Origin of the sequence: Bradyrhizobium sp. USDA 241 (assembly GCF_049739505.1) — a bacterium.
GTDB classification, from domain to species: Bacteria; Pseudomonadota; Alphaproteobacteria; order Rhizobiales; family Xanthobacteraceae; genus Bradyrhizobium; species Bradyrhizobium liaoningense.
Genome location: NZ_JBMGPZ010000005.1, coordinates 3,725,709 through 3,745,746 on the forward strand (window position 1 = coordinate 3,725,709; position 20,038 = coordinate 3,745,746).

18 protein-coding genes and 2 pseudogenes are annotated in these 20,038 nt (G+C 63.6%); 5 read left to right on the forward strand and 15 right to left on the reverse strand.

Going from position 1 to position 20,038, the window contains the following annotated elements; all coding sequences use genetic code 11:
* Positions 1-28: 28 nt before the first annotated feature.
* The 3 genes from ABIF91_RS39910 to ABIF91_RS39920 form a co-directional block, all read right to left on the reverse strand.
* Entirely contained in the window at positions 29-391 is a 363-nt protein-coding gene (locus ABIF91_RS39910; RefSeq protein ID WP_035672024.1) for a hypothetical protein, read from the reverse strand.
* Complete coding sequence (locus ABIF91_RS39915; RefSeq protein WP_035672022.1) at positions 388-576, reverse strand: hypothetical protein; 189 nt, start codon at positions 574-576, stop codon at positions 388-390. The genes ABIF91_RS39910 and ABIF91_RS39915 overlap by 4 nt, the downstream gene beginning before the upstream one ends.
* A gap of 442 nt (positions 577-1,018) precedes the next feature.
* On the reverse strand, positions 1,019-1,315 hold the full coding sequence (locus tag ABIF91_RS39920; RefSeq protein ID WP_244430044.1) for a hypothetical protein: 297 nt from the start codon (positions 1,313-1,315) through the stop codon (positions 1,019-1,021).
* A gap of 434 nt (positions 1,316-1,749) precedes the next feature.
* Between ABIF91_RS39920 and ABIF91_RS39925 the strand changes: the two are divergent.
* The 3 genes and pseudogenes from ABIF91_RS39925 (at position 1,750) to ABIF91_RS39935 (ending at position 4,886) form a co-directional block, all read left to right on the forward strand.
* Positions 1,750-3,733 (forward strand): annotated as a pseudogene (locus ABIF91_RS39925) (PAS domain-containing sensor histidine kinase).
* Positions 3,730-4,404, forward strand: a complete 675-nt coding sequence (locus tag ABIF91_RS39930) for a response regulator transcription factor (protein ID WP_028181758.1) — start codon at positions 3,730-3,732, stop codon at positions 4,402-4,404. The pseudogene ABIF91_RS39925 and the gene ABIF91_RS39930 overlap by 4 nt, the downstream one beginning before the upstream one ends.
* A 95-nt stretch (positions 4,405-4,499) precedes the next feature.
* On the forward strand, positions 4,500-4,886 hold the full coding sequence (locus tag ABIF91_RS39935; protein WP_028181757.1) for a response regulator transcription factor: 387 nt from the start codon (positions 4,500-4,502) through the stop codon (positions 4,884-4,886).
* Between the two features lie 121 nt (positions 4,887-5,007).
* On the opposite strand, the gene ABIF91_RS39940 is transcribed toward ABIF91_RS39935, so the two are convergent.
* The gene (locus ABIF91_RS39940; protein ID WP_283805426.1) at positions 5,008-5,607 is read right to left on the reverse strand and encodes a tripartite tricarboxylate transporter substrate-binding protein; all 600 of its coding nucleotides are present in this window, start codon (positions 5,605-5,607) and stop codon (positions 5,008-5,010) included.
* Positions 5,608-5,694: 87 nt separating this feature from the next.
* Between ABIF91_RS39940 and istA the strand changes: the two genes are divergently transcribed.
* Together istA and istB are read left to right on the forward strand one after the other, a co-directional pair.
* The gene (gene istA / locus ABIF91_RS39945; RefSeq protein ID WP_424578662.1) at positions 5,695-7,452 is read left to right on the forward strand and encodes an IS21-like element IS1631 family transposase; all 1,758 of its coding nucleotides are present in this window, start codon (positions 5,695-5,697) and stop codon (positions 7,450-7,452) included.
* A 4-nt stretch (positions 7,453-7,456) separates the two neighbouring features.
* On the forward strand, positions 7,457-8,224 hold the full coding sequence (istB, locus tag ABIF91_RS39950; protein ID WP_038952109.1) for an IS21-like element IS1631 family helper ATPase IstB: 768 nt from the start codon (positions 7,457-7,459) through the stop codon (positions 8,222-8,224).
* 73 nt (positions 8,225-8,297) lie between these two features.
* Here istB and ABIF91_RS39955 read toward each other — a convergent pair.
* The 11 genes and pseudogenes from ABIF91_RS39955 to adh all read right to left on the reverse strand — a co-directional run.
* Positions 8,298-8,696, reverse strand: a pseudogene (locus tag ABIF91_RS39955) (tripartite tricarboxylate transporter substrate-binding protein); the annotation flags it as partial.
* Positions 8,697-8,951: 255 nt separating this feature from the next.
* The gene (locus ABIF91_RS39960; protein WP_424578699.1) at positions 8,952-10,295 is read right to left on the reverse strand and encodes an IS1380-like element ISBdi2 family transposase; all 1,344 of its coding nucleotides are present in this window, start codon (positions 10,293-10,295) and stop codon (positions 8,952-8,954) included.
* Positions 10,296-10,415: 120 nt separating this feature from the next.
* Positions 10,416-11,657: a threonine synthase gene (locus tag ABIF91_RS39965; protein ID WP_028177582.1), complete on the reverse strand. Its 1,242-nt coding sequence runs from the start codon at positions 11,655-11,657 to the stop codon at positions 10,416-10,418.
* Positions 11,658-11,801: 144 nt separating this feature from the next.
* Positions 11,802-13,223 carry a dihydrolipoyl dehydrogenase gene (gene lpdA / locus ABIF91_RS39970; RefSeq protein ID WP_424579742.1) on the reverse strand — a complete coding sequence of 474 codons (1,422 nt, stop codon included), beginning with the start codon at positions 13,221-13,223 and terminating at the stop codon, positions 11,802-11,804.
* 17 nt (positions 13,224-13,240) lie between these two features.
* On the reverse strand, positions 13,241-13,474 hold the full coding sequence (locus tag ABIF91_RS39975; RefSeq protein ID WP_028177584.1) for a hypothetical protein: 234 nt from the start codon (positions 13,472-13,474) through the stop codon (positions 13,241-13,243).
* A 22-nt stretch (positions 13,475-13,496) separates the two neighbouring features.
* The gene (locus ABIF91_RS39980) at positions 13,497-14,858 is read right to left on the reverse strand and encodes a pyruvate dehydrogenase complex dihydrolipoamide acetyltransferase (protein WP_028177585.1); all 1,362 of its coding nucleotides are present in this window, start codon (positions 14,856-14,858) and stop codon (positions 13,497-13,499) included.
* A gap of 62 nt (positions 14,859-14,920) precedes the next feature.
* Positions 14,921-15,373, reverse strand: coding sequence for a nucleoside deaminase (locus ABIF91_RS39985; RefSeq protein WP_028177586.1), 453 nt, complete (start codon positions 15,371-15,373; stop codon positions 14,921-14,923).
* A gap of 2 nt (positions 15,374-15,375) precedes the next feature.
* Positions 15,376-15,678 carry a DUF5076 domain-containing protein gene (locus ABIF91_RS39990; protein ID WP_028177587.1) on the reverse strand — a complete coding sequence of 101 codons (303 nt, stop codon included), beginning with the start codon at positions 15,676-15,678 and terminating at the stop codon, positions 15,376-15,378.
* A gap of 3 nt (positions 15,679-15,681) precedes the next feature.
* Complete coding sequence (locus ABIF91_RS39995) at positions 15,682-17,073, reverse strand: pyruvate dehydrogenase complex E1 component subunit beta (RefSeq protein WP_028177588.1); 1,392 nt, start codon at positions 17,071-17,073, stop codon at positions 15,682-15,684.
* Between the two features lie 29 nt (positions 17,074-17,102).
* Positions 17,103-18,125 (reverse strand): pyruvate dehydrogenase (acetyl-transferring) E1 component subunit alpha, encoded by a 1,023-nt coding sequence (gene pdhA / locus ABIF91_RS40000; protein WP_028177589.1) that lies wholly within the window; start codon positions 18,123-18,125, stop codon positions 17,103-17,105.
* 371 nt (positions 18,126-18,496) lie between these two features.
* A complete protein-coding gene (gene adh / locus ABIF91_RS40005; RefSeq protein WP_028177590.1) occupies positions 18,497-20,014 on the reverse strand; it encodes an aldehyde dehydrogenase in 1,518 nt (505 codons plus the stop codon).
* Positions 20,015-20,038: the final 24 nt, after the last annotated feature.

Genomic DNA, 20,038 nt, shown 5'->3' on the forward strand with positions numbered 1-20,038 from the left:
CGGCTTCCACGCGAGCGCCGTCGCGTAGCTAGGTGTCACCTCCTTCCATCGTGATCGGATCGCGACCGTACAAGTATGCGCCGGTCAAGGTTCTTGAGAAGGTCCAGGCGTGGATCGTGCAGCTCCAGCAGAAGACGGCACCCAGGACCGTAAACACCTCGACCGCGTTGCGAGCGGCGACCTCGACGTTCCCGTAGGCCGGCTCGTTCCGCCCTGGCACCGACCATTGCATCAGCAGCGTCACAAGTTCACTGCGCCGGTAGCAATCGTAGTCACAATAGCGGCGCTGCGTCCGCACATGCCGGACATAGCCGGACCGGATCGATCGCGAGCAGGTGCTGCACGTGGCCGCGCACAACGGGGGCTCGTGATTGACCACCATGAATTTCATGAAGCCGCCCTCATGCGATCTTTCGCAAGCATCTCGCAGAACAGCGCGTAGCACTGATGATCGCAGTAAGGCAGACGGGTCGCGATCTCGCGGAGATAGCTGCCGCTGATCGGCTCGCAGCACTGCATGCACCAGGCCTGCCGGAACGGGGTCCGGTCGTTCACCAGCACGAACGCGAATCTCATGTGGCACCTCCCAACGCGAAGCAGTAAACGCTATCCAGCGGCGACAGTGCGGGCGGCGGAGCGCAAAGATGGTTTCGGCCGTCCGGATTATCCCTGTTTCGCTCCACCTTTTGCGGTGGAATCAGAATGTATCTCCCGTCCTCCCGGCGCCGGGCATAGATCTGGTCGCCGATGTATTTGATATCGGTCGGATAGCAGTCGGCACTGTTGCAACAACTGACGCTCGGATTATCCGGCATGTGCCAGGTCGAATAGAATTTCTCGTGCAGCGCCTGGTCCTGGGGTGGGTGCCGGCGATGTACGGCATCATGTCCCGCCTCCTGTGCCCGTACCGTCGCAGTGGAGCCGAGAAGAACCATCGAGCACAACAGCTTGCATGAACGGTTCAACGTACGTGCTCCCGGATCAGCCCCTCGGACGATATCAGCTCTCTAATTCGGCCTCACGCGGCCTGAACCCGAAACAACCACCGGTGATCGCGCTCGCGGCGTGTGCGGAAGCGATCGACACATTTCTTGGAGCAGAGCGCGGTCCGCCAGGAATAGTAGCGGATCAGACCGAACTTGCCGCCGCACACCGCACAGCCATTGACTGAGGAGCAACATTCGGACTCGGATCGGCCACGCTCAGGAAGCACCGATGTCACGCACATTGTCGTCTTCCTCCCTTGCTCGCGCTTTGCCAGTTCGTTTCCTTCGACCTCATGCGGATCGTGGATCGTCGCAAATTGCAGCGGCATCGTCCTTGGACTTTGCCCGCCGGTAAGATGCCTCCACCGCAAGCTTCAGACCGGTTCTCGTGCGCTCGCTGCGATTGGCTACGACACTCCCGATTAGTCATGAGGCTATTCCCCAGGGCACGAGACGCTCAATTGTACGGAGGTAAATGACCGATATGACTAGGAATGGAGGAGCTATACCTTGGTTTGTCCGTACTCGCCCGGGGCTCCGCCGCGGGCTCATGTGCAACGAGACGGCGCACGATGCTCCGGCCGCACGGTCACCGTGAAAATCTTGCCGGCATGGCGTACGCGATGCGTCGCCCTGGACAGGGTGGCAGCGGTCAAGTCACAGGCGAACGTGATAACTGCCCATCCGACTTTGGCGGGAATTGCTCGTCCCACCGCAACGTGCTCTACTCGTATTTACGCAGAGAACGCCGGGAGCGTCTGCGATGAAGCCTGGCCGAGCAGCGACATTCGGGAAGTCAGCCGCGCAATTCCTCGCCGGCTGCGTAAGGCAGACCGCAACCCCGAAGCCGCGCAGCGAGCCCGATGGTGACGACCTGCTCGAGGCGGTCAAGCAGTGGCAGCAAGTCTTCGAGCACACCCCGGTCATGTACTTCATGGTCGATCCGGCCGGAACCGTGATCAACGTGAACACGTTCGGCGCCGCGCAACTGGGCTACGCCGCCGCGGAACTGATCGGCCGATCGGTGCTGGATGTCTTCTTCGAGGAGGATCGCGACCTCGTCCGCGCGTGTGTCACGCTGTGCCTTGAGACCGTCGACCAGTCCCACACCTGGGAGATCCGGAAGATACGCAAGGACGGCTCGGTGCTATGGGTGCGCGAGAATGCCAAGACCATGCTGCGGGCCGATGGCGGACCAATCGTGCTGATCGCCTGCGAGAACATCACCGAGCGCAAGGAAGCCGAGAATGCTCTGCGACAGAGCGAGGCCTATCTCGCCCAGGCGCAGGAATTGAGCCACACCGGCAGTTTCGGATGGAAGGCCGCAACCCGCGAGATCACCTGGTCCAAGGAGACCTACCATCTTCCAGTGCGACGAGGGAACCAAGCCGAAGATCCCGTTCATGCTCCAGCGGATCCATCCGGACGACCGGCTCGCGGTGCAACAGACAACGGCTCGGGCCGCGCGAGAGGGAAAGGATTACGATCACGAATACCGGCTCGTGATGCCCGACGGCTCCATCAAGTATGTCCGAGCGGTGGCCCGCGCGATGCGAGATTCAAACGGGTGCATGGAGTTCGTGGGATCAGTGACCGACATCACGGCGACCAAAGAGGCAGAGCGCAGACTGCGTGCGAGCGAGCAGCGCTTCCGCGACTATGCTGAAACCGCCTCTGACTGGTTCTGGGAAACAGGGCCAGACCATCGCGTCACCAAAGTATCGGAGCACTCTGATACCATCACCGCTCCCGCCGGTCTGATCGGACTCACGCGTTGGGATATCGCTCCTGACGCCGATCTCGAACCCGAGAAATGGCAACAACACCGGGCGGCGCTCGACGCCCACATCCCCTTCCGCGACCTGGTGTATCGCAGCAAGGATCGCAGCGGGCAGCCGATCTACGTCCGGACCAGCGGCAAGCCGTTCTTCGACGCCGACGGCGCTTTCCTGGGCTATCGTGGCGTCTGCACTGACGTAACCGCGGCCATCCGGGCCAATCAGGCCGAAGACGCACTGCGCAAGGCCCAAGCCGAACTCGCCCATGTGACGCGTGTCACGACCCTGGGTGAGCTGACCGCTTCCATTGCCCACGAAATCAATCAGCCGCTCGCCGCTGTGATCGCAAACGCCGACGCCTGCCTCGCCTGGCTGCAGCGCAGTCCGCCCGACCTCCAAGCGGCCGGCCGCTCCGTCGAGTGGATCATCGAGGATGGCACGCGTGCCAGCGACGTGATCCGTCGCGTTCGAGCGCTCGCCAAGCGCTCCGACACCGACATGGCTCCGCTCGACGCCAATGTCGTCGTACGGGAGTCGGTGGCGCTCGTTCAGCGTGAGATGGCCAGCCATGCCGTGTCGGTGCGAATGGAGCTGTCGTCGGCACTGCCGAAAATATTCGGCGATCGAATCCAATTGCAACAGGTCCTGATCAACCTGATCATGAACGGGATCGAGGCCATGGAAGACGTCCATGATCGCCCGCGCGAGTTGGCGATCCGTTCGGCGGCGAGCGGCGATGGCGCGGTGCTGGTGAGCGTTTCCGACTGCGGAGTCGGCATCAGTGAACAGGCAATAGACCGCCTGTTCACGCCGTTCTTTACCACGAAGTCCACCGGCATGGGCATGGGGTTGTCGATCTGTCGATCCATCATCGAGGCGCATGGTGGACGGCTTTTCGCCGCACCCAACCAGGAGCACGGCGCGACTTTTCAGATCACCTTGCCCCTCCATCGAGAGGAAACTTCGTGACCGAGCGCGGGGAACCTCCACCACCGCAGGCGGAGGACGGCGATCAGCCAATTGTCTTTATCGTCGACGACGACGCGTCCATGCGCCGTGCGCTCACCAATTTATTCGAGTCGGTCGGCCTCAAGGTCGAGGCATTCGGCTCGGCACCACAACTCCTCCAGGCCAAGCCGCCGGAAGTCCCCAGTTGCCTCGTGCTCGACATCCGCCTTCCCGGCGCCAGCGGCCTTGACCTTCAATCCGATCTTGCCAAGGCGAATATCCACACGCCTATCATCTTCATTACCGGTTACGGTGATATTCCCATGACGGTTCGGGCCATGAAGAGCGGCGCGATCGACTTCTTGACCAAGCCGGTCCGCGACCAGGACATCCTGGATGCAGTCCAGGCCGCGATCGAGAGAGACCGCAAGCGCCGCGACCTCAACAGGACGGTCTCGACCGTGAGATCCCGCTTCGAGTCACTGTCCTCGCGGGAGCGAGACGTATTGTCCCTGGTGACGGCCGGCCTCATGAACAAGCAGGTGGCCGCCCAGCTCGGATTGGCGGAAATTACCGTCAAGATCTATCGCGGCCAGATCATGCGGAAAATGGGCGCGAAGTCGCTGGCCGATCTGGTGAGAATGAGCGAGGCGCTCGGGATAGGGTCCAACAAGCCCGACGCACAAACCTAAGTATGAGTTTCCAATCGTGACTGGCAGGTCCACTTTACCGGTTTATGTGTAGCCGTGGCGACGGCAAGCGTGATGCCGGGTGAGGAGCGGACGTCTTGTCAGCGGCTTCGGTCATTTCTGTGCTTGACGACGACCCTTACGTGCGGGCCGCTATCAACAATCTCCTGGAATCGCGCGGGTACGTCGTCCACACATTCGCCTCAGCCGAGGAGTTTTTGAGGTCGCCCGATTCGAATGGCACCTCGTGTGTGATCGCCGACGTGCAGATGCCGCTGATGACTGGAATCGATCTGTTGACGCAGATGCGCGCGCATGGTTCGGCGGCGCCGTTCATCTTCATCACGGCCTTCCCGGATGAGAGCGTACGGGTGCGTGCCCTCAAAGCCGGAGCAATCTGTTTTCTCGGCAAGCCGTTCGCCGCCTCGGATCTGATGCAGTGCCTGGACCGTGCGCTGGCGGCAGGTCACGAAACCTCGCGGTGAGCGGCCAGCGGACGCGACGGTGACGGCGACCAAGATCACCCCGCATCTCGCGAGGGCTTCCCGCGAGATGGCCCGCGCTCGCAGAACGTCACGACATACCGCGAGGCATGGGTTGCCCGCTTCAATCCACCTTGATGTTCGCCGCCTTGATCATCGGCCACCATTTGGCGATCTCGGCCTTCTGGCGGGTGCCGAGCGCTTCGGGCGTGAGCTGATCCTTGGGCGTCATCTCCAGGCCCTGGCTTTCGAGCTGCTTCCTCACTCCGGGATCGTTCAGCGCTTCGACGGCGGCTGCATTGAGCTTGGTCACGATCTCCTTCGGCGTGCCCTTCGGCACCCACATGCCCGACCACAGCGTCATGTTGAAGCCTTTCAGGCCCGCCTCCTCCGCGGTCGGAATGTCGGGCGCCGAGCGCAGGCGCTTGTCGTCGGTGATGGCATAGGCGCGGATGGTACCGGCGCGGATCTGGTTGATGGAGTTGGAGGTCTGGTCGACGATGAGGTCGATCTGGCCGGCGATGAGGTCGTTCAGCGCGGGCGCGGTGCCGCGATACGGCACGTATTGCAGCTTGATGCCGGAGACGTTCTCGAAATAGACGGCCGCGATATGGCTGCCGGAGCCCGCGCCGGCGGTGCCTGCGGTCGGCGGCGACGGCCGCGACTTCAGCCAGTCCAGCAGCTCCTTCAGCGAGGTCGCAGGTCCCCGTGGGTCGGTCAAAATCCCCCGGGTATGGTCACTTGAAACTCCCCCACCTGATGATCGCCGTCAGCGCCGCTGAACAGCAGTAGCCGGTCAGGCAGGACGTTTATGTTCGACCCCTTTAGCCAGCAAGGGGCCGGGGAGTTGAACGTCTTGAAGCGACATCTGCAAAGCACCGTACTTACATTACTTGATCGCAACACCAGCCAGCGCGAGATTCACCGGCTGACGGGTGTCGATCGCAAGACGATCCGGCGTTATCAGGCGCTGCGGGCCGGTGCGGAGGCAAATTCCCCCGGGGAAGTGACCACCGGCTCGGTGAGCGCGGACGGCCAAATTCCTCCACCCCGACCACCGGCTTTTGGGACATCGGAAGCGACGGTCACCAGCAGCCTGGCCCGTTCGGCTTGCGAAGCGCATCGGACGTGGATCGAAGAACAGGTCCGGCTGAAGCGGAACGCGCAGGCGATTTACCAGGACCTGGTTGATCAATTTGGCTTTCCGTCCAGCTACCAGAGTGTCAAGTGGTTTGTGCGCCGGTTGCGGCACGCTGATCCTGAGCAGTTTGATCGTCTTGAGTTCCTCCCCGGCGAGGAAGCTCAGGTCGACTATGGCGAGGGCGCGCCGACGGTTGATCCGAAGAGCGGGCGGTACCGTCGTCCCCGCCTGTTCGTGATGACGCTACGCTACTCGCGGCGCAGCTTCCGGCGGGTAGTCTGGAAGTCCAGCCAACAAGTCTGGGCGCAGCTCCACGAAGAGGCGTTCCGGTATTTTGGCGGGGTCCCCAGCTATGTCGTGCTCGACAACCTGAAGGAAGGCGTCCTCAAGCCGGATTTGTACGAGCCCCAGCTCAACCCGATTTACAGCGCGATGCTGGCTCATTACGCCGTGGTCGCCGATCCCGCGCGCGTGGCCGATCCAAATCGGAAAGGATGCGTCGAGAATGCGATTCAACATACCCAGGGCACTGCGCTGGCCGGACGGCGCTTCGAGACGCTGGAGGCGCAAAACGAGTTCTTGAGGCACTGGGAGGAGAACTGGGCTTCCAAACGCATCCACGGCAGCACGCGCCGTCAGGTCGAGGCGATGTTCCAGGAAGAGAAGCCGCACCTGCGGCCGCTGCCTGTCGCTCCCTTCCGCATCTTCACCGAAGTCGTCCGGACTGTCTGCGACGACACCACCGTACGCGTCGACAACAGCTATTACGCCGCGCGGCCCGCGCCGATCGGCAGCCAGGTCGTCGTGCGCATCTACACCACCACGATCGAGATCCGTGATCGCCACACCCGTGCGCTGCTGCGTGTTCATTCCCGGATGGCGCACCCCGGTTCTGTCGTCCTGCCGACCAGCGAACGGCCGTTCAACCCGTCGCGGCAAACCGCCGTGCTGCTGGCGAGCGCCGAGCGCATCGGACCGCAGACCAGGGCCTTGTGCCAGCAGGTGTTCGACACCGAAGGGCGCCCCGGACAGCGCGCGATGTGGGGCATTGTCGGGCTGGGCCGGAAGTATCCGGCGCGGCTGGTCGAGCAGGCCTGCGCGCACGCCATCGACAACCGCATCTACCGCTACAAGCACGTGCGTGCGACCGTCGAGCGGTTGTTCGAACAGGCGATCGAGCAGGTTGGAGTGACGCCACAGCCGGCATCGCCGCTCACCCAGGATCATCCGCTGATCCGTACCCCCGCGGAATACGGCGACCTCTTCAGCCGCGCTGTGCGGCGCGACGCCGACGACAATGGTCGGCAGGCCGAGGCTCACGACGATCACGCCACGGCAATCCGCGCTCGTGTCGCCTGCGCAACCCCGGCCAACTCCGGCGCCACGAGCGCTCCCGCTGCACCTTCTCACCTTAAACTGGAGACCTAGCCACATGATGACCATGCCGGAAATTGAGCGTTGCCTACGACAGCTGCGCCTGTCGGGTGTCCGCGACACGCTGCAGACGCGCGTGCTCCAGGCGCAGGGCGCCAACCAGCCCTTCCTCGAGACCTTCTCCCTTATCCTGCAGGATGAACTGGACCGTCGTCAGTCCCGTCTTATCGAGCGGCGATACCAGCAATCCGGGCTCGACGAAAAGCTGACGCTCGCCGAGTTCGACTGGTCCTTCAATCCCAAACTGCCACGTCAGACCTGCTTCCAGCTCCACACCCTGGCGTTCATTGCCGCTGGCGAGAACGCTCTGCTTGTTGGCAAACCTGGCACCGGGAAGTCGCACATCGCCAAGGCGATTGCCTATCAGGCGATCCTGCAAAGCCACAAGGTCCAGTATCTTGAGACCGACGACTTCTTCCACCGCTACGCCCTGAACTCTCCGGCACAACGCGAGGTCCGGCTGCGAACCATCATCGACTGCGATCTCCTCGTGCTGGACGATCTATTCCTCGCACGCGCCATCCCCGACGACGCCGGCACTTTGCTGCAGACCCTGATCCATCAGCGTTACAAACTGCGCCGCAGCGTCATCGTCACCTCCAATCGCGTCGTGCAGGATTGGGGGGCATACCTTGGGGACAACACTATGAGCACGACGATCCTCGATCGCCTTATGCATCATTGCCATCTGCTTGAGTTCGACGGACGCAGCTATCGGCTCAAAGAAGCCGCTGAAGCTCTTGCCCGGGAAACAAACTCAAACTAACAGTCCCTTGTCCTGCCTCGCGGGTGGAGGAATTTGACTGACCACACCCGGAGGAATTTGAAGTGACCCGCGGGGCAGGTACCGCGTTCTTGCTGACGACGATCATCGGATTGCTCGGCAACAGCACCACCGGCTCGAGGTCGGCGACGAGATCGTATTTGAGCTTGTAGACGGCACCGTTGGCGACGTGGGTGCCGAGGTGGCCGAAGGAGATGGTGTAGCCGTCCGGCAGTGATTGCACGGCACGGCCGACGCCGATCGAACCGCCCGCGCCGGTGACATTCTCGATCACCACGGGCTGCCCCAACGTCACCCGCATCCGGTCAGCGAGGACTCGGGCCATCGCATCCGACGGTCCGCCGGCCGCGAAGGGCACGATGACGGTGATGGGACGTGAGGGATAGTCGTCGGCGCGCGAGGCGCCGGTCACAGCGAGAATAGCAATCAGCGCAGCCCAAGCGGCCTTCTTCATTGTCTTCTCCCCAGCGATGTCTTTGTTGTTTTTTGGCCCTCTGCCCGCGTACGGGAAGAGGGATCATTCGTAGTCTAGCAACGCGCTAGCCCGTCCTATTCGTGAGAGTGCGGCTTTTGGGCCCGATTGATGCGGCCGCACATCTTGTCTGACGAGGCGCACAGGATTGCCTTCGGCTTTTCGCCGCCTGACGACCGGTACTTTGCAACGCGCTTGAGGGATGGGTTGGGCGAACGGGGGCGGACGCCCCGCCGGTCAAGGACCGAGCGGCAGCAGCGCGCCGGGCAAGCCGCAGATCAGGTCGGCTTCGGGACATGCGGCGGCAAACGCAAGGCGAATGCGGCTCGTGGTCTCGACGACACGGGCGGCGATTTTCAAGAGCCGAAGACGCAGCGTCGCGAACTCGGCAGCGGCCAATTCCCGGACTTTGGGAATGGCGTCGCGCACGGTCAGCATCAGCCAATAAGCGGCCGTATGGAGCACGAGACGGACCTGGTTGGCGAGCGCCGAACGGCAGCTGGTGCGGTCGGAGGCGAGCTGCGTCTTATGCAGCTTGATCAGATTCTCGGCTTGGCCGCGCGCGCAATACAGGCTGTCGTAGATCCACTCGGCCGAGCCGACATCGAGGCTGGTGACGACGAAACGGATGTCGAGGCCGAGCATCGTCGCCTCAATACGGGCGACGGTGCGCCGTTCGCGATCCCAGGACTTTGCCTTGTGGCGCGTCTCGGTATAGCCACGCAGAACCGGCAGGTTCTCGATGGCGCGTCGGGTGCGGATGTCGTCGGCGACCTCGTCGACTTTTCTGGCGAGAGGCTTGGTGCCGGACAGACCGAAGATGTAGTCGATGCCGTTGGTCTCGCACCACGCCATGGCCTCCGGCCGGGCATAGTGCCCGTCGCCACGGAACGTAATTCGCGTGTTGTGCCACCGCGTGCGGATATGCCGTACCAGGCGGCGCAGAAGGGCACGCACCTCGACGCCGCCCGGCGTCTTGCCGGGCCTCAGCACGACCGCCACGGGACGGCTCTTCTCCGTGTCGTAGACGTGGATCGGCAGGAAGCAGCGTTCGTCATAATGAGCGTTGAACAGCGAGAGCTGCTGATGGCCGTGGACGACATCGCAGGTATCATCGATGTCGAGCGTGACGGATGCCGGCTCGCGCGGGTAGCTATCCATCCATGCGTCGACCAAAATGTAGGTCAGTCGGATCACGTCGCGCAGGCGCGGAGCATTCTCCAGCCGCGACAGCGTCGGTTGGGAACACAGATCGCGGCCCGTGTCCGGCAGCCGTCCGCAGGCCAGCTTGAATGCGGGATCGGACCGCAGATGATCGAGGTCGTCGGCGTCCTCGTAGCCGCAGCAGATCGCGAACATGCGCGCGCGGAACATATCGACAAGGCTGTGCACGACCCGCGTCGGATCGCGCCGATCCGGGAACACCCGGGCCAGATTGTCGGCCAAGCCGAGACGCCGCTCGGCCATCGCCAGAAGCATCACGCCCCCGTTCGAGGTCAGGCGACCGCCATCGAAGGCAGCTGTGACTTTCTTGGCGTGAACGGCTGGAAACGAGAAGGGCGGAATCGTATCGTCGGTCATGGCGGGCGTGGCGTTCGCGGTTGAAGGTGATGGGGTGGCTTCGCAACCGAATCCTACGCCGCATCAGCGCTTTACACCACGCTCGCCAGCCCTCAGGCGCACTCTTACGAATAAGACGGGCTAGAACTGCGCGTAATCAATCGGCTTGTGACGGTCGAGCGTGCGGGTGACCGGCGGCAGCGGGTACTTCAGGCCGGTCGCGCAGTTGAACAGCATCACGCGGTCGGTCTTGCTGACACGGCCGTCGGCGAGGCTCTGCTTGTAGGCGGCGTAGGTGGCGGCGCCCTCGGGGCACAACAGCAGCCCCTCCTCGCGCGCAACCTCGTTCAGCGCCGACGAGATCTTGTCGTCGTCGACGGCGATCGCAAAACCCTTGCTCTCCCGCACCGCGCGCAGGATCAGGAAATCGCCGATCGCCTGCGGCACGCGGATGCCCGAGGCAATGGTGTGGGCGTCCTCCCAGCGCGTCGCGTGCTCGGTGCCGGCTTCATAAGCCCGCACCATCGGCGCGCAGCCCGACGCCTGCACCGCGACCATGCGCGGGCGCTTGCTTCCGATGAAGCCGATCTTCTCGAGCTCGTCGAACGCCTTCCACATGCCGATCAGGCCGGTGCCGCCGCCGGTTGGATAGAAGATCACATCGGGCACGTCCCAGCCGAGCTGCTCGGCGAGTTCGAGGCCCATCGTCTTCTTGCCCTCGATGCGGTACGGCTCCTTCAAGGTCGAGGTGTCGAACCAGCCGACCTTCGCCTTTCCCTCGCCGACGATCTTGCCGCAATCATCGATATAGCCGTTGACGCGGTAGACGGTCGCGCCCTGCAGCTCGATCTCGCTGACGTTCACCTCGGGCGTGTCGGCGGGACAGAAGATCGTGGTCTTGATGCCGCAGGACGTGGCGTAAGCCGCCAGCGCCGCGCCGGCATTGCCGTTGGTCGGCATCGCCATATGCTTGATGCCGAGCGCCTTGCCCATCGACACCGCCATCACGAGCCCGCGTGCCTTGAACGAGCCGGTCGGCAGCCGTCCCTCGTCCTTGACGATGATCTCGCCGCCGCCGAGTCTTGCACCCAGCTTCGGCAGCCGGATCAGCGGCGTCGTGACCTCGCCGAGCGAGACGATGTCCTCGCATTTGCGCACCGGCAGCAGCTCGCGGTAGCGCCACATGTCGCCGGGGCGCTGGGCCAGCGCATCCTTCGTCAGCGCCTTCTTCACGCCCGCGAGGTCGTAGCGGACAAGAAGCGGCTTGCCGGCCTTGGAGAGGTTGTGGACCTGGTCGGCGGCGTAATGATCGCCCTCCATCGCGCATTCGAGATGGGTGACGAAAGTGGGGCGTTCGATGGTGAGGTTGTCGTTGTCGTGCATGGGGCGGTTTCCTTCTTGTTTTGCAAACGGCTCTAGCTGCTCGTCATTGCGAGCGTAGCGAAGCAATCCAGAGTCGTTCCGCAGAGGCAGTCTGGATTGCTTCGCTTCGCTCGCAATGACGGTGGCGGGCAGCGCGCTCGCCGATCAAATATTCAACACCCTTCCATACGCATCCAGCACGGCTTCCTTCATCATCTCCGACAGCGTCGGATGCGGGAAGACCGTGTGCATGAGCTCTTCTTCCGTGGTCTCCAGGTTCATGGCGACGACGTAGCCCTGGATCAACTCGGTGACCTCCGCGCCGACCATGTGGGCGCCGAGGAGCTGACCGGTCTTCTTGTCGAAGATCACCTTGACGAGGCCCTGGTCCTCGCCGAGCGCGATCGCCTTGCCGTTGCCGACGAAGGGGAAGCGGCCGACGCGGATCTCGCGGCCGCTCTCCTTGGCCTTGGCTTCGGTGAAGCCGACGGAGGCGACCTGCGGCTGGCAATAGGTGCAGCCCGGGATCAGGTTCTTGTCCATGGGATGCGGATTGAGGCCCTTGATCGCCTCGACGCAGATCACGCCTTCATGCTCGGCCTTGTGCGCGAGCATCGGAGGGCCGGCAACGTCGCCGATGGCATAGATGCCGGGGATGTTGGTCTTGCCGTGGCCGTCGACGACGATGATGCCGCGGTCGGTCTTCACGCTGACCTTTTCCAGGCCGAGATTTTCGATGTTGCCGACGACGCCGACCGCCGAGATCACGCGCTCGAACTCGGTCGCGACAGGCTTGCCCTTGCCGTCGTCGATGGTGGCGACGACTCTGTCGGCCTTCTTCTCCAGCTTGGTCACCTTGGTCGAGGTCATGATCTTGATGCCCTGCTTCTCCAGACGCTTGCGCGCCAGGCCGGCGATCTCGGCATCCTCGACGGGCAGGATCTGCGGCAGCACCTCGACCACGGTGACGTCGGAGCCCATGGTGTGGAAGAAAGAGGCGAACTCGATGCCGATCGCCCCGGAGCCGACCACTAGCAGCGACTTTGGCATCCGCTCCGGCACCATCGCCTCGAAATAGGTCCAGACCAGCTTCTTGTCGGGTTCGAGCCCGGGCAGCACGCGCGGCCGCGCACCGGTCGCGACGATGATGTGCTTGGCCTGATAGCTCCCCTCGCCCAGCGTGCCCTTCGGCGCCTCGACGTCGGATTTCTTCACGGTGATCTTGCCGGGTGCGTCTATCGTGGCGGCGCCCCAGATCACGCTGACCTTGTTCTTCTTCATCAGAAAGCCGACGCCGTCGTTCAGCCGCTTGGAAACGCCACGCGAGCGCTGCACCACGGCCTTCGGGTCGTAGGAGATGTTGTCGGCCGACAGGCCGTAATCCTTGGCGTGTTGCATGTAGTGATAGATCTCTGCCGAGCGCAGCAGCGCTTTGGTCGGGATGCAGCCCCAGTTCAGGCAGATACCGCCGAGATACGACTTCTCGACGATCGCGGTCTTGAGGCCGAGCTGGGCAGCGCGGATGGCGGCGACATAACCGCCGGGACCGGAGCCGATGATGATGACGTCGAAGGATGTGTCGGCCATAGCGGCTCCCGTTCAACTCAAGAGGCGCCGCGGGCGCGGCGCTTGACCAAAAGAGACCTCACCAGCCATTCGAGCACCACCACCACGACCATCACGGCCAGTGCGGTGAGCACGATCGGCTGGGCGATGTTCCGCGCCAGTTGCTCGCCGGCAAAGAACGCAGAACGAAGAAAATCGAGCCCGATCGGGTTGAGCGCGACGACGGCTCCGAGCAGCAGCGATAGCCATGGCCAGCGGGTCCGGACATGCAAGGTTGCCCCCTCTGCCGCCGCGTCAGACCATCATCATCACGGGGTTTTCGATCAGCTGCTTGAACGCGCCGATCAGCTCGGCGCCGAGCGCGCCGTCGATGGCACGGTGATCGCAGGACAAGGTCACGCTCATCATGTGCGCGATCTCGATCTTGCCGCCGCGCACGACGGGGCGCTCCTCGCTGGTGCCGACCGCAAGGATCGTCGCATGCGGCGGGTTGATCACGGCGGTGAAGTGGCTGATGCCGTACATGCCGAGGTTGGAGACGGCCGTGGTACCGCCCTGGTACTCCTCGGGCTTGAGCTTGCGCGAGCGGGCGCGCGCGGCAAAATCCTTCATCTCGTTGGAGATGGTGGAGAGCGTCTTGGTCTCCGCTTTGCGGATGATCGGCGTGATCAGACCACCGGGCATCGCCACGGCAACGCCGACGTCGGAATGGTGATGCTTGACCATGCCGCTTTCGGTCCAGCTGACGTTGCAGTTCGGGATCCTCTGCAGCGCCACCGCCATCGCCTTGATGACGAAGTCGTTGACCGAGATCTTGTAGAGCGGCTTCTTCTCCTTGTCCTTGGGAGCCGCCGCATTGATCTCCTCGCGCGCGGCGAGCAGCTTGCCGATATCGCAGTCGATGGTGAGATAGAAGTGCGGCACGTTCTGGATCGATGCGGTCAGGCGCTGCGCAATGGTGCGGCGCATGCCGTCATGCGGGACAATGTCGTAAGAGCCGGGCTCGAACAGCGACAGGATCTGCTTGTCCGACATCGTCGGCGCGATCGAGGGCGCGGACGACGGAGCAGCAGCAGGTGCCTTGAGGCCCTTGCCCGATTTGGCCTGCTCGACGTCGCGGGCGACCACGCGGCCATGCGGGCCGGTACCTGCAATCATCGAGACATCGATGCCGGCGTCCTTGGCCAGGCGCCGCGCCAGCGGAGACGAGAACACGCGGCCACCATGGCCGTTGCTTTGCGCAGCCGGCGCTGCCGCCTGCGGCGCAGGTGCAGCCGCGGGCGCCGGAGCGGCCTTGGGCGCGGAGGCCGGTGCAGCAGGAGCCTCAGCGGGCTTGTCCGCCGTCTTTTCAGCAGATTTGGGCGGCGCGGCCGAGGCGCTGGGCTTGGCGTTACCCGCAGCCTTCACGTCCTCGCCTTCGCCGGCGAGCACGGCGATCACGTCGTTGACCGGGACATCCTGCGTGCCCTCGGGTACCAGAATCTTGGCGATCGTGCCCTCGTCGATGGCTTCGACCTCCATGGTCGCCTTGTCGGTCTCGATCTCGGCGATCACGTCGCCGGATTTGACCTTGTCGCCTTCCTTCTTCAGCCACTTGGCGAGGTTGCCCTTCTCCATCGTCGGCGACAGAGCGGGCATCAGGATGTTGATGGGCATGCTGACCTCACGAAGAACTTCTCAAAAACGTCGTCCTCGATGCGAAGACGAACAGACCAGGTTTAGTTGCCGATGTCGCCCTGCCACAGGCGCTCATTGGCTGGGATGGAACGCCAATTCTTCATCATGGTGATGGAGCGGTCGTCGGCAAGGTCGATCCAGGGGATGCCGAACTTGTCGAGAATGTCCTTGGAGCCTTTGAAGGTGACGGATTCCCCGATCACCACCAGCTTGACCTTGAACAGCGCGAGTGCGCCGGCACACATCGAGCATGGCGACAGCGTGGTGTACATGACGGTGTCGTGGAACTTGATCGCGCCGGCTTCGCGCAGGCAGCTCATCTCGCCGTGCAGGATCACGTTGTTCTCCTGCACGCGGTTGTTATGGCCGCGGGCGATGATCTTGTTGTCGCGCGTCAGCACGGCACCGATTGGCAGACCGCCTTGCGCGATCGAGGCTTCAGCCTCGCGGATCGCCTCGAGCATGAAATCGAAGTGATAGGATTCGATCGCCATGGTCAGTGCCCCTTCCCGCGTGGCGTCGTGGTGCCGGTGTCGGTGGGACGCTCGATCTCAGCCTGGAACATCTCGAGGATCCGGTTCAACGCGTCCTCCTCGGTGTATTCGCTCTCGCGCGCATAGGCGCGCGCGGCATGGCGGGCGAGATCGACGAGCAAGAGGCCCCACATGTCGGGCTCCTCGAAGGCGCGCTGGAACGCCATCGACAGCCCGCCGTCCAGCACGAATACGCGCAGGATCTCGACCGCATCCTCGCGGCTCATGACGTCGGGCGGAAGTGGCTGCTCCTTGGGGCCCGCCATGATCTACCTGTAGCAGACGGCTTTGGCGGCCTCGACGACTTCCGCCGCCGAAGGCAGCGCGAGCTTCTCCAGGTTCGCGGCATAGGGCATCGGGACGTCCTTGCCGGAGACCCGCGCGACCGGCGCATCCAGATAGTCGAAAGCGTTCTCCATGATGCGCGCGGCAATCTCGGCGCCGACGCCGCTCTGGGCCCAGCCCTCTTCCACCGTGACCGCGCGACCGGTCTTCTTGACGGAGTTGATGATGGTCTCGGTGTCCATCGGGCGCAGCGTGCGCAGGTCGATCACCTCGGCCTCGATGCCGTCCTTGGCGAGCTCGTCGGCGGCCTTGAGCGCATAGGTCATGCCGTTCGACCAGGAGATGATGGTGACGTGGCTGCCGGAGCGTACGATGCGCGCTTTGCCGATCGGGATGATGAAATCATCCAGCTTGGGCACTTCGCCGGTGTGACCGTAGAGCATCTCGTTCTCGAGGAAGATCACCGGATTGGGATCGCGGATCGCGGCCTTGAGCAGGCCCTTGGCGTCGGCTGCCGAATACGGCGCGACCACCTTCAGGCCCGGAATGTGCGAGTACCAGGACGAGTAATCCTGGCTGTGCTGGGCGGCAACGCGCGCGGCAGCGCCATTCGGCCCGCGGAACACGATCGAGCATCCCATCTGGCCGCCGGACATGTACAGCGTCTTGGCCGCGGAGTTGATGATCTGGTCGATCGCCTGCATGGCGAAGTTGAAGGTCATGAACTCGACGATCGGCTTCAGGCCGGTCATCGCGGCACCGACGCCGACGCCAGCAAACCCGTGCTCGGTGATCGGGGTGTCGATGACGCGCTTGGCGCCGAATTCCTGGAGCAGGCCCTGGGTCACCTTGTAGGCGCCCTGATATTCGGCGACCTCTTCACCCATCACGAAGACGTCCGCGTCGCGGCGCATCTCTTCGGCCATGGCGTCGCGCAGCGCTTCGCGGATGGTCTGCGTCACCATCTCGGTACCGGCGGGCACTTCCGGATCCGGCTCGGCAACGGCCTGCGGGGCAGCCGGCGCGGCCTTCGGCTGCGGCGCCTCGGCCTTGGCGGCGGCCGGGGGCGCCGACTCGGCAGCTTTCTCCTGCTTGGCCGGCGCGGACGCCTTGCCGAGATCAGCGGCGCTCTCGCCGTCGGCGAGAATGGTGGCGATCGGCGTGTTCACCGCAACGTCGGCGGTGCCCTCGGGGATCAGGATCTTGCCGAGCGTACCTTCGTCGGTCGCCTCGACCTCCATGGTCGCCTTGTCGGTCTCGATCTCGGCGATGACGTCGCCGGACTTGATCGTCTCGCCCTCTTTCTTCAGCCATTTGGCGAGGTTGCCCTTCTCCATCGTGGGCGAGAGCGCGGGCATCAGCACTTGAATTGGCATATCGGCTCCAAAAGAAAGCTTGCGCGCGTTCAGCGGTAAACGTCGGTCCAGAGCTCGGCGGCATCCGGCTCGGGATCGTGCTGGGCGAAATCGGCGGCGGCGTTGACGATGTCGCGCACTTCGGCATCGATCGCCTTCAGATCCTGCTCGCTGACCTTCGCCGCCAGGAGGCGGTTGCGCACTTGCTCGATCGGATCCTGGTCGTGGCGGACCTTCTCGACCTCCTCGCGCGTGCGATATTTTGCAGGGTCGGACATCGAGTGCCCGCGATAGCGATAGGTCTGCATCTCCAGGATGAAGGGCCCCTTGCCGGCGCGGCACCAGGCCGCCGCCTCCTCGCCCGCCGCCTTCACGGCACGGACGTCCATGCCGTCGACCTGCTTGCCGGGGATGTTGAAGGAGACGCCGCGCTTGGAAAAATCCTGCTGCGCCGAGGCGCGCGAGACCGATGTGCCCATGGCGTAGCGGTTGTTCTCGATGACGTAGATCACCGGCAGCTTCCAGAGCTCCGCCATGTTGAAGCTCTCATAGACCTGGCCCTGATTGGCCGCGCCGTCGCCGAAATAGGTGACGCTGACATTGTCGTTGCCGCGATAGTGATTGGCGAAGGCGAGACCGGTGCCGAGCGAGACCTGGGCGCCGACGATGCCGTGGCCGCCATAAAAGTGCTTCTCCTTGCTGAACATGTGCATGGAGCCGCCCTTGCCCTTGGAGTAGCCGCCGTGGCGGCCCGTGAGCTCGGCCATGACGCCGTTGGCATCCATGCCGGTGGCAAGCATGTGGCCGTGATCGCGATAGCCGGTAATGACCTGGTCGCCCTGCTTCAGCGCCATCTGCATACCGACCACCACGGCCTCCTGGCCGATATAGAGGTGACAGAAGCCGCCGATCGCGCCCATGCCGTAGAGCTGGCCTGCCTTTTCCTCGAACCGACGGATCAGGAGCATGTCGCGGAGCGCCTTGAGCTCCTGCTCCCTGGTGAATTCCGGAGGCGAACCGCCGTCGGTCTTGTCCTGTGGAGGGCTTGCGGCGGCTTTCTTGGGGGCGGCCATGGGAATTCCGGGTCAGAGAAAACTTTCGCCCTCTCTAACCCAAGTCAATCGCGTGCGAAAGCACCGCGGCGGCATGACACGCCTTTCATTATGCCGCACTGCAACGTGATCGAAATATTGCAAAATCTTTGGCGCCGATCGGGCAACAAATCTATGCGCGCATGGGCGCGCGGATTCGTGAGCGGGCCAAGCACCTGCGAACCAACAGAATCCTGCCGGTCGAAAACTCGTCCCACGAATGGGGCGCTGCAGCTTCCGCGACGTCATGGCCGGGCTCGTCCCGGCCATCCACGCCTTGCCCCGCGGCACGGAGGACGTGGATGGCCGGGACAAGCCCGGGCATGACGGCCTCCTGAGCGGGACATCCCTGATCAGAAGAAGCCGAGCTTCTTCGGGCTATAGCTGACCAGGAGGTTCTTGGTCTGCTGATAGTGATCGAGCATCATCTTGTGGGTCTCGCGCCCGACGCCCGACTGCTTGTAGCCGCCGAAGGCCGCATGCGCGGGATAGGCATGGTAGCAGTTGGTCCAGACCCGGCCGGCCTGGATCTCGCGGCCGAAGCGGTAGCAGCGGTTGGCGTCGCGACTCCAGACGCCGGCACCCAACCCGTAGAGGGTGTCGTTGGCGATCGCGAGCGCTTCCTCGTCGGTCCTGAAGGTCGTGACCGAGACGACGGGGCCGAAAATCTCCTCCTGGAAGATTCGCATCTTGTTGTGGCCCTCGAACACGGTCGGCTGGACGTAGAAGCCGCCGGCGAGATCGCCCGCGAGCTCGGCACGGCCGCCGCCGGCCAGCACCTTGGCGCCCTCCTCCTTGCCGATGTCGATGTACGAGAGGATCTTGGACAGCTGCTCGCTGGATGCCTGCGCGCCGATCATGGTCGTGGGATCGCGCGGATCGCCCTGCTTGATCGCGGCGACGCGCTTCAGCGCCCGCTCCATGAAGCGGTCATAGATATCCGCGTGGACCAGCGCCCGGCTCGGACAGGTGCAGACCTCGCCCTGGTTCAGCGCGAACATGACGAAACCTTCGATCGCCTTGTCGAAGAAGTCGTCGTCTTCGGCGATGACGTCCTTGAAGAAGATGTTCGGCGACTTGCCGCCGAGCTCAAGCGTGACCGGAATGAGGTTCTGGCTGGCGTACTGCATGATCAGCCGGCCCGTCGACGTCTCGCCGGTGAAGGCGATCTTGGCGATGCGCGGGCTGGATGCCAGCGGCTTGCCGGCCTCTAGGCCAAAGCCGTTGACGATATTGAGGACACCGGGCGGCAGGATATCCGCGATGATCTCGGCCCAGACCATGATCGAGGCCGGGGTCTGCTCGGCGGGCTTGAGCACGACGCAATTGCCGGCGGCGAGCGCCGGGGCGAGCTTCCAGCAGGCCATCAGCAGCGGGAAGTTCCAGGGGATGATTTGGCCGACCACGCCGAGCGGCTCGTGGAAATGATAGGCGATGGTGTCGTGGTCGATCTCCCCGATCGAGCCTTCCTGGGCGCGGACGACGCCGGCGAAATAGCGGAAGTGATCGATCGCGAGCGGCAGGTCGGCGGCGCGGGTCTCGCGGATCGGCTTGCCGTTGTCCCAGGTCTCGGCAATCGCAAGGCGCTCGAGATTGTCTTCCATGCGGTCGGCAATCCGGTTCAGGACCGCGGCACGCTCGGCGACGCTGGTGCGGCCCCAGGCCGCCTTGGCCGCATGTGCCGCGTCTAGGGCAGCCTCGACGTCCTGCGCGTCGGATCGCGCGATCTTGCAGACGATCTGGCCGGTCACCGGCGAGGCATTGTCGAAATACTTGCCAGAGATCGGCGCCACGAACTTGCCGCCGATGAAATTGTCGTAGCGTTCGGCAAAGGGAACTTTGGTGACGCTGAGGAATTCCACCTTGTTCATTGATCACTCCCGATGATTGTGCTT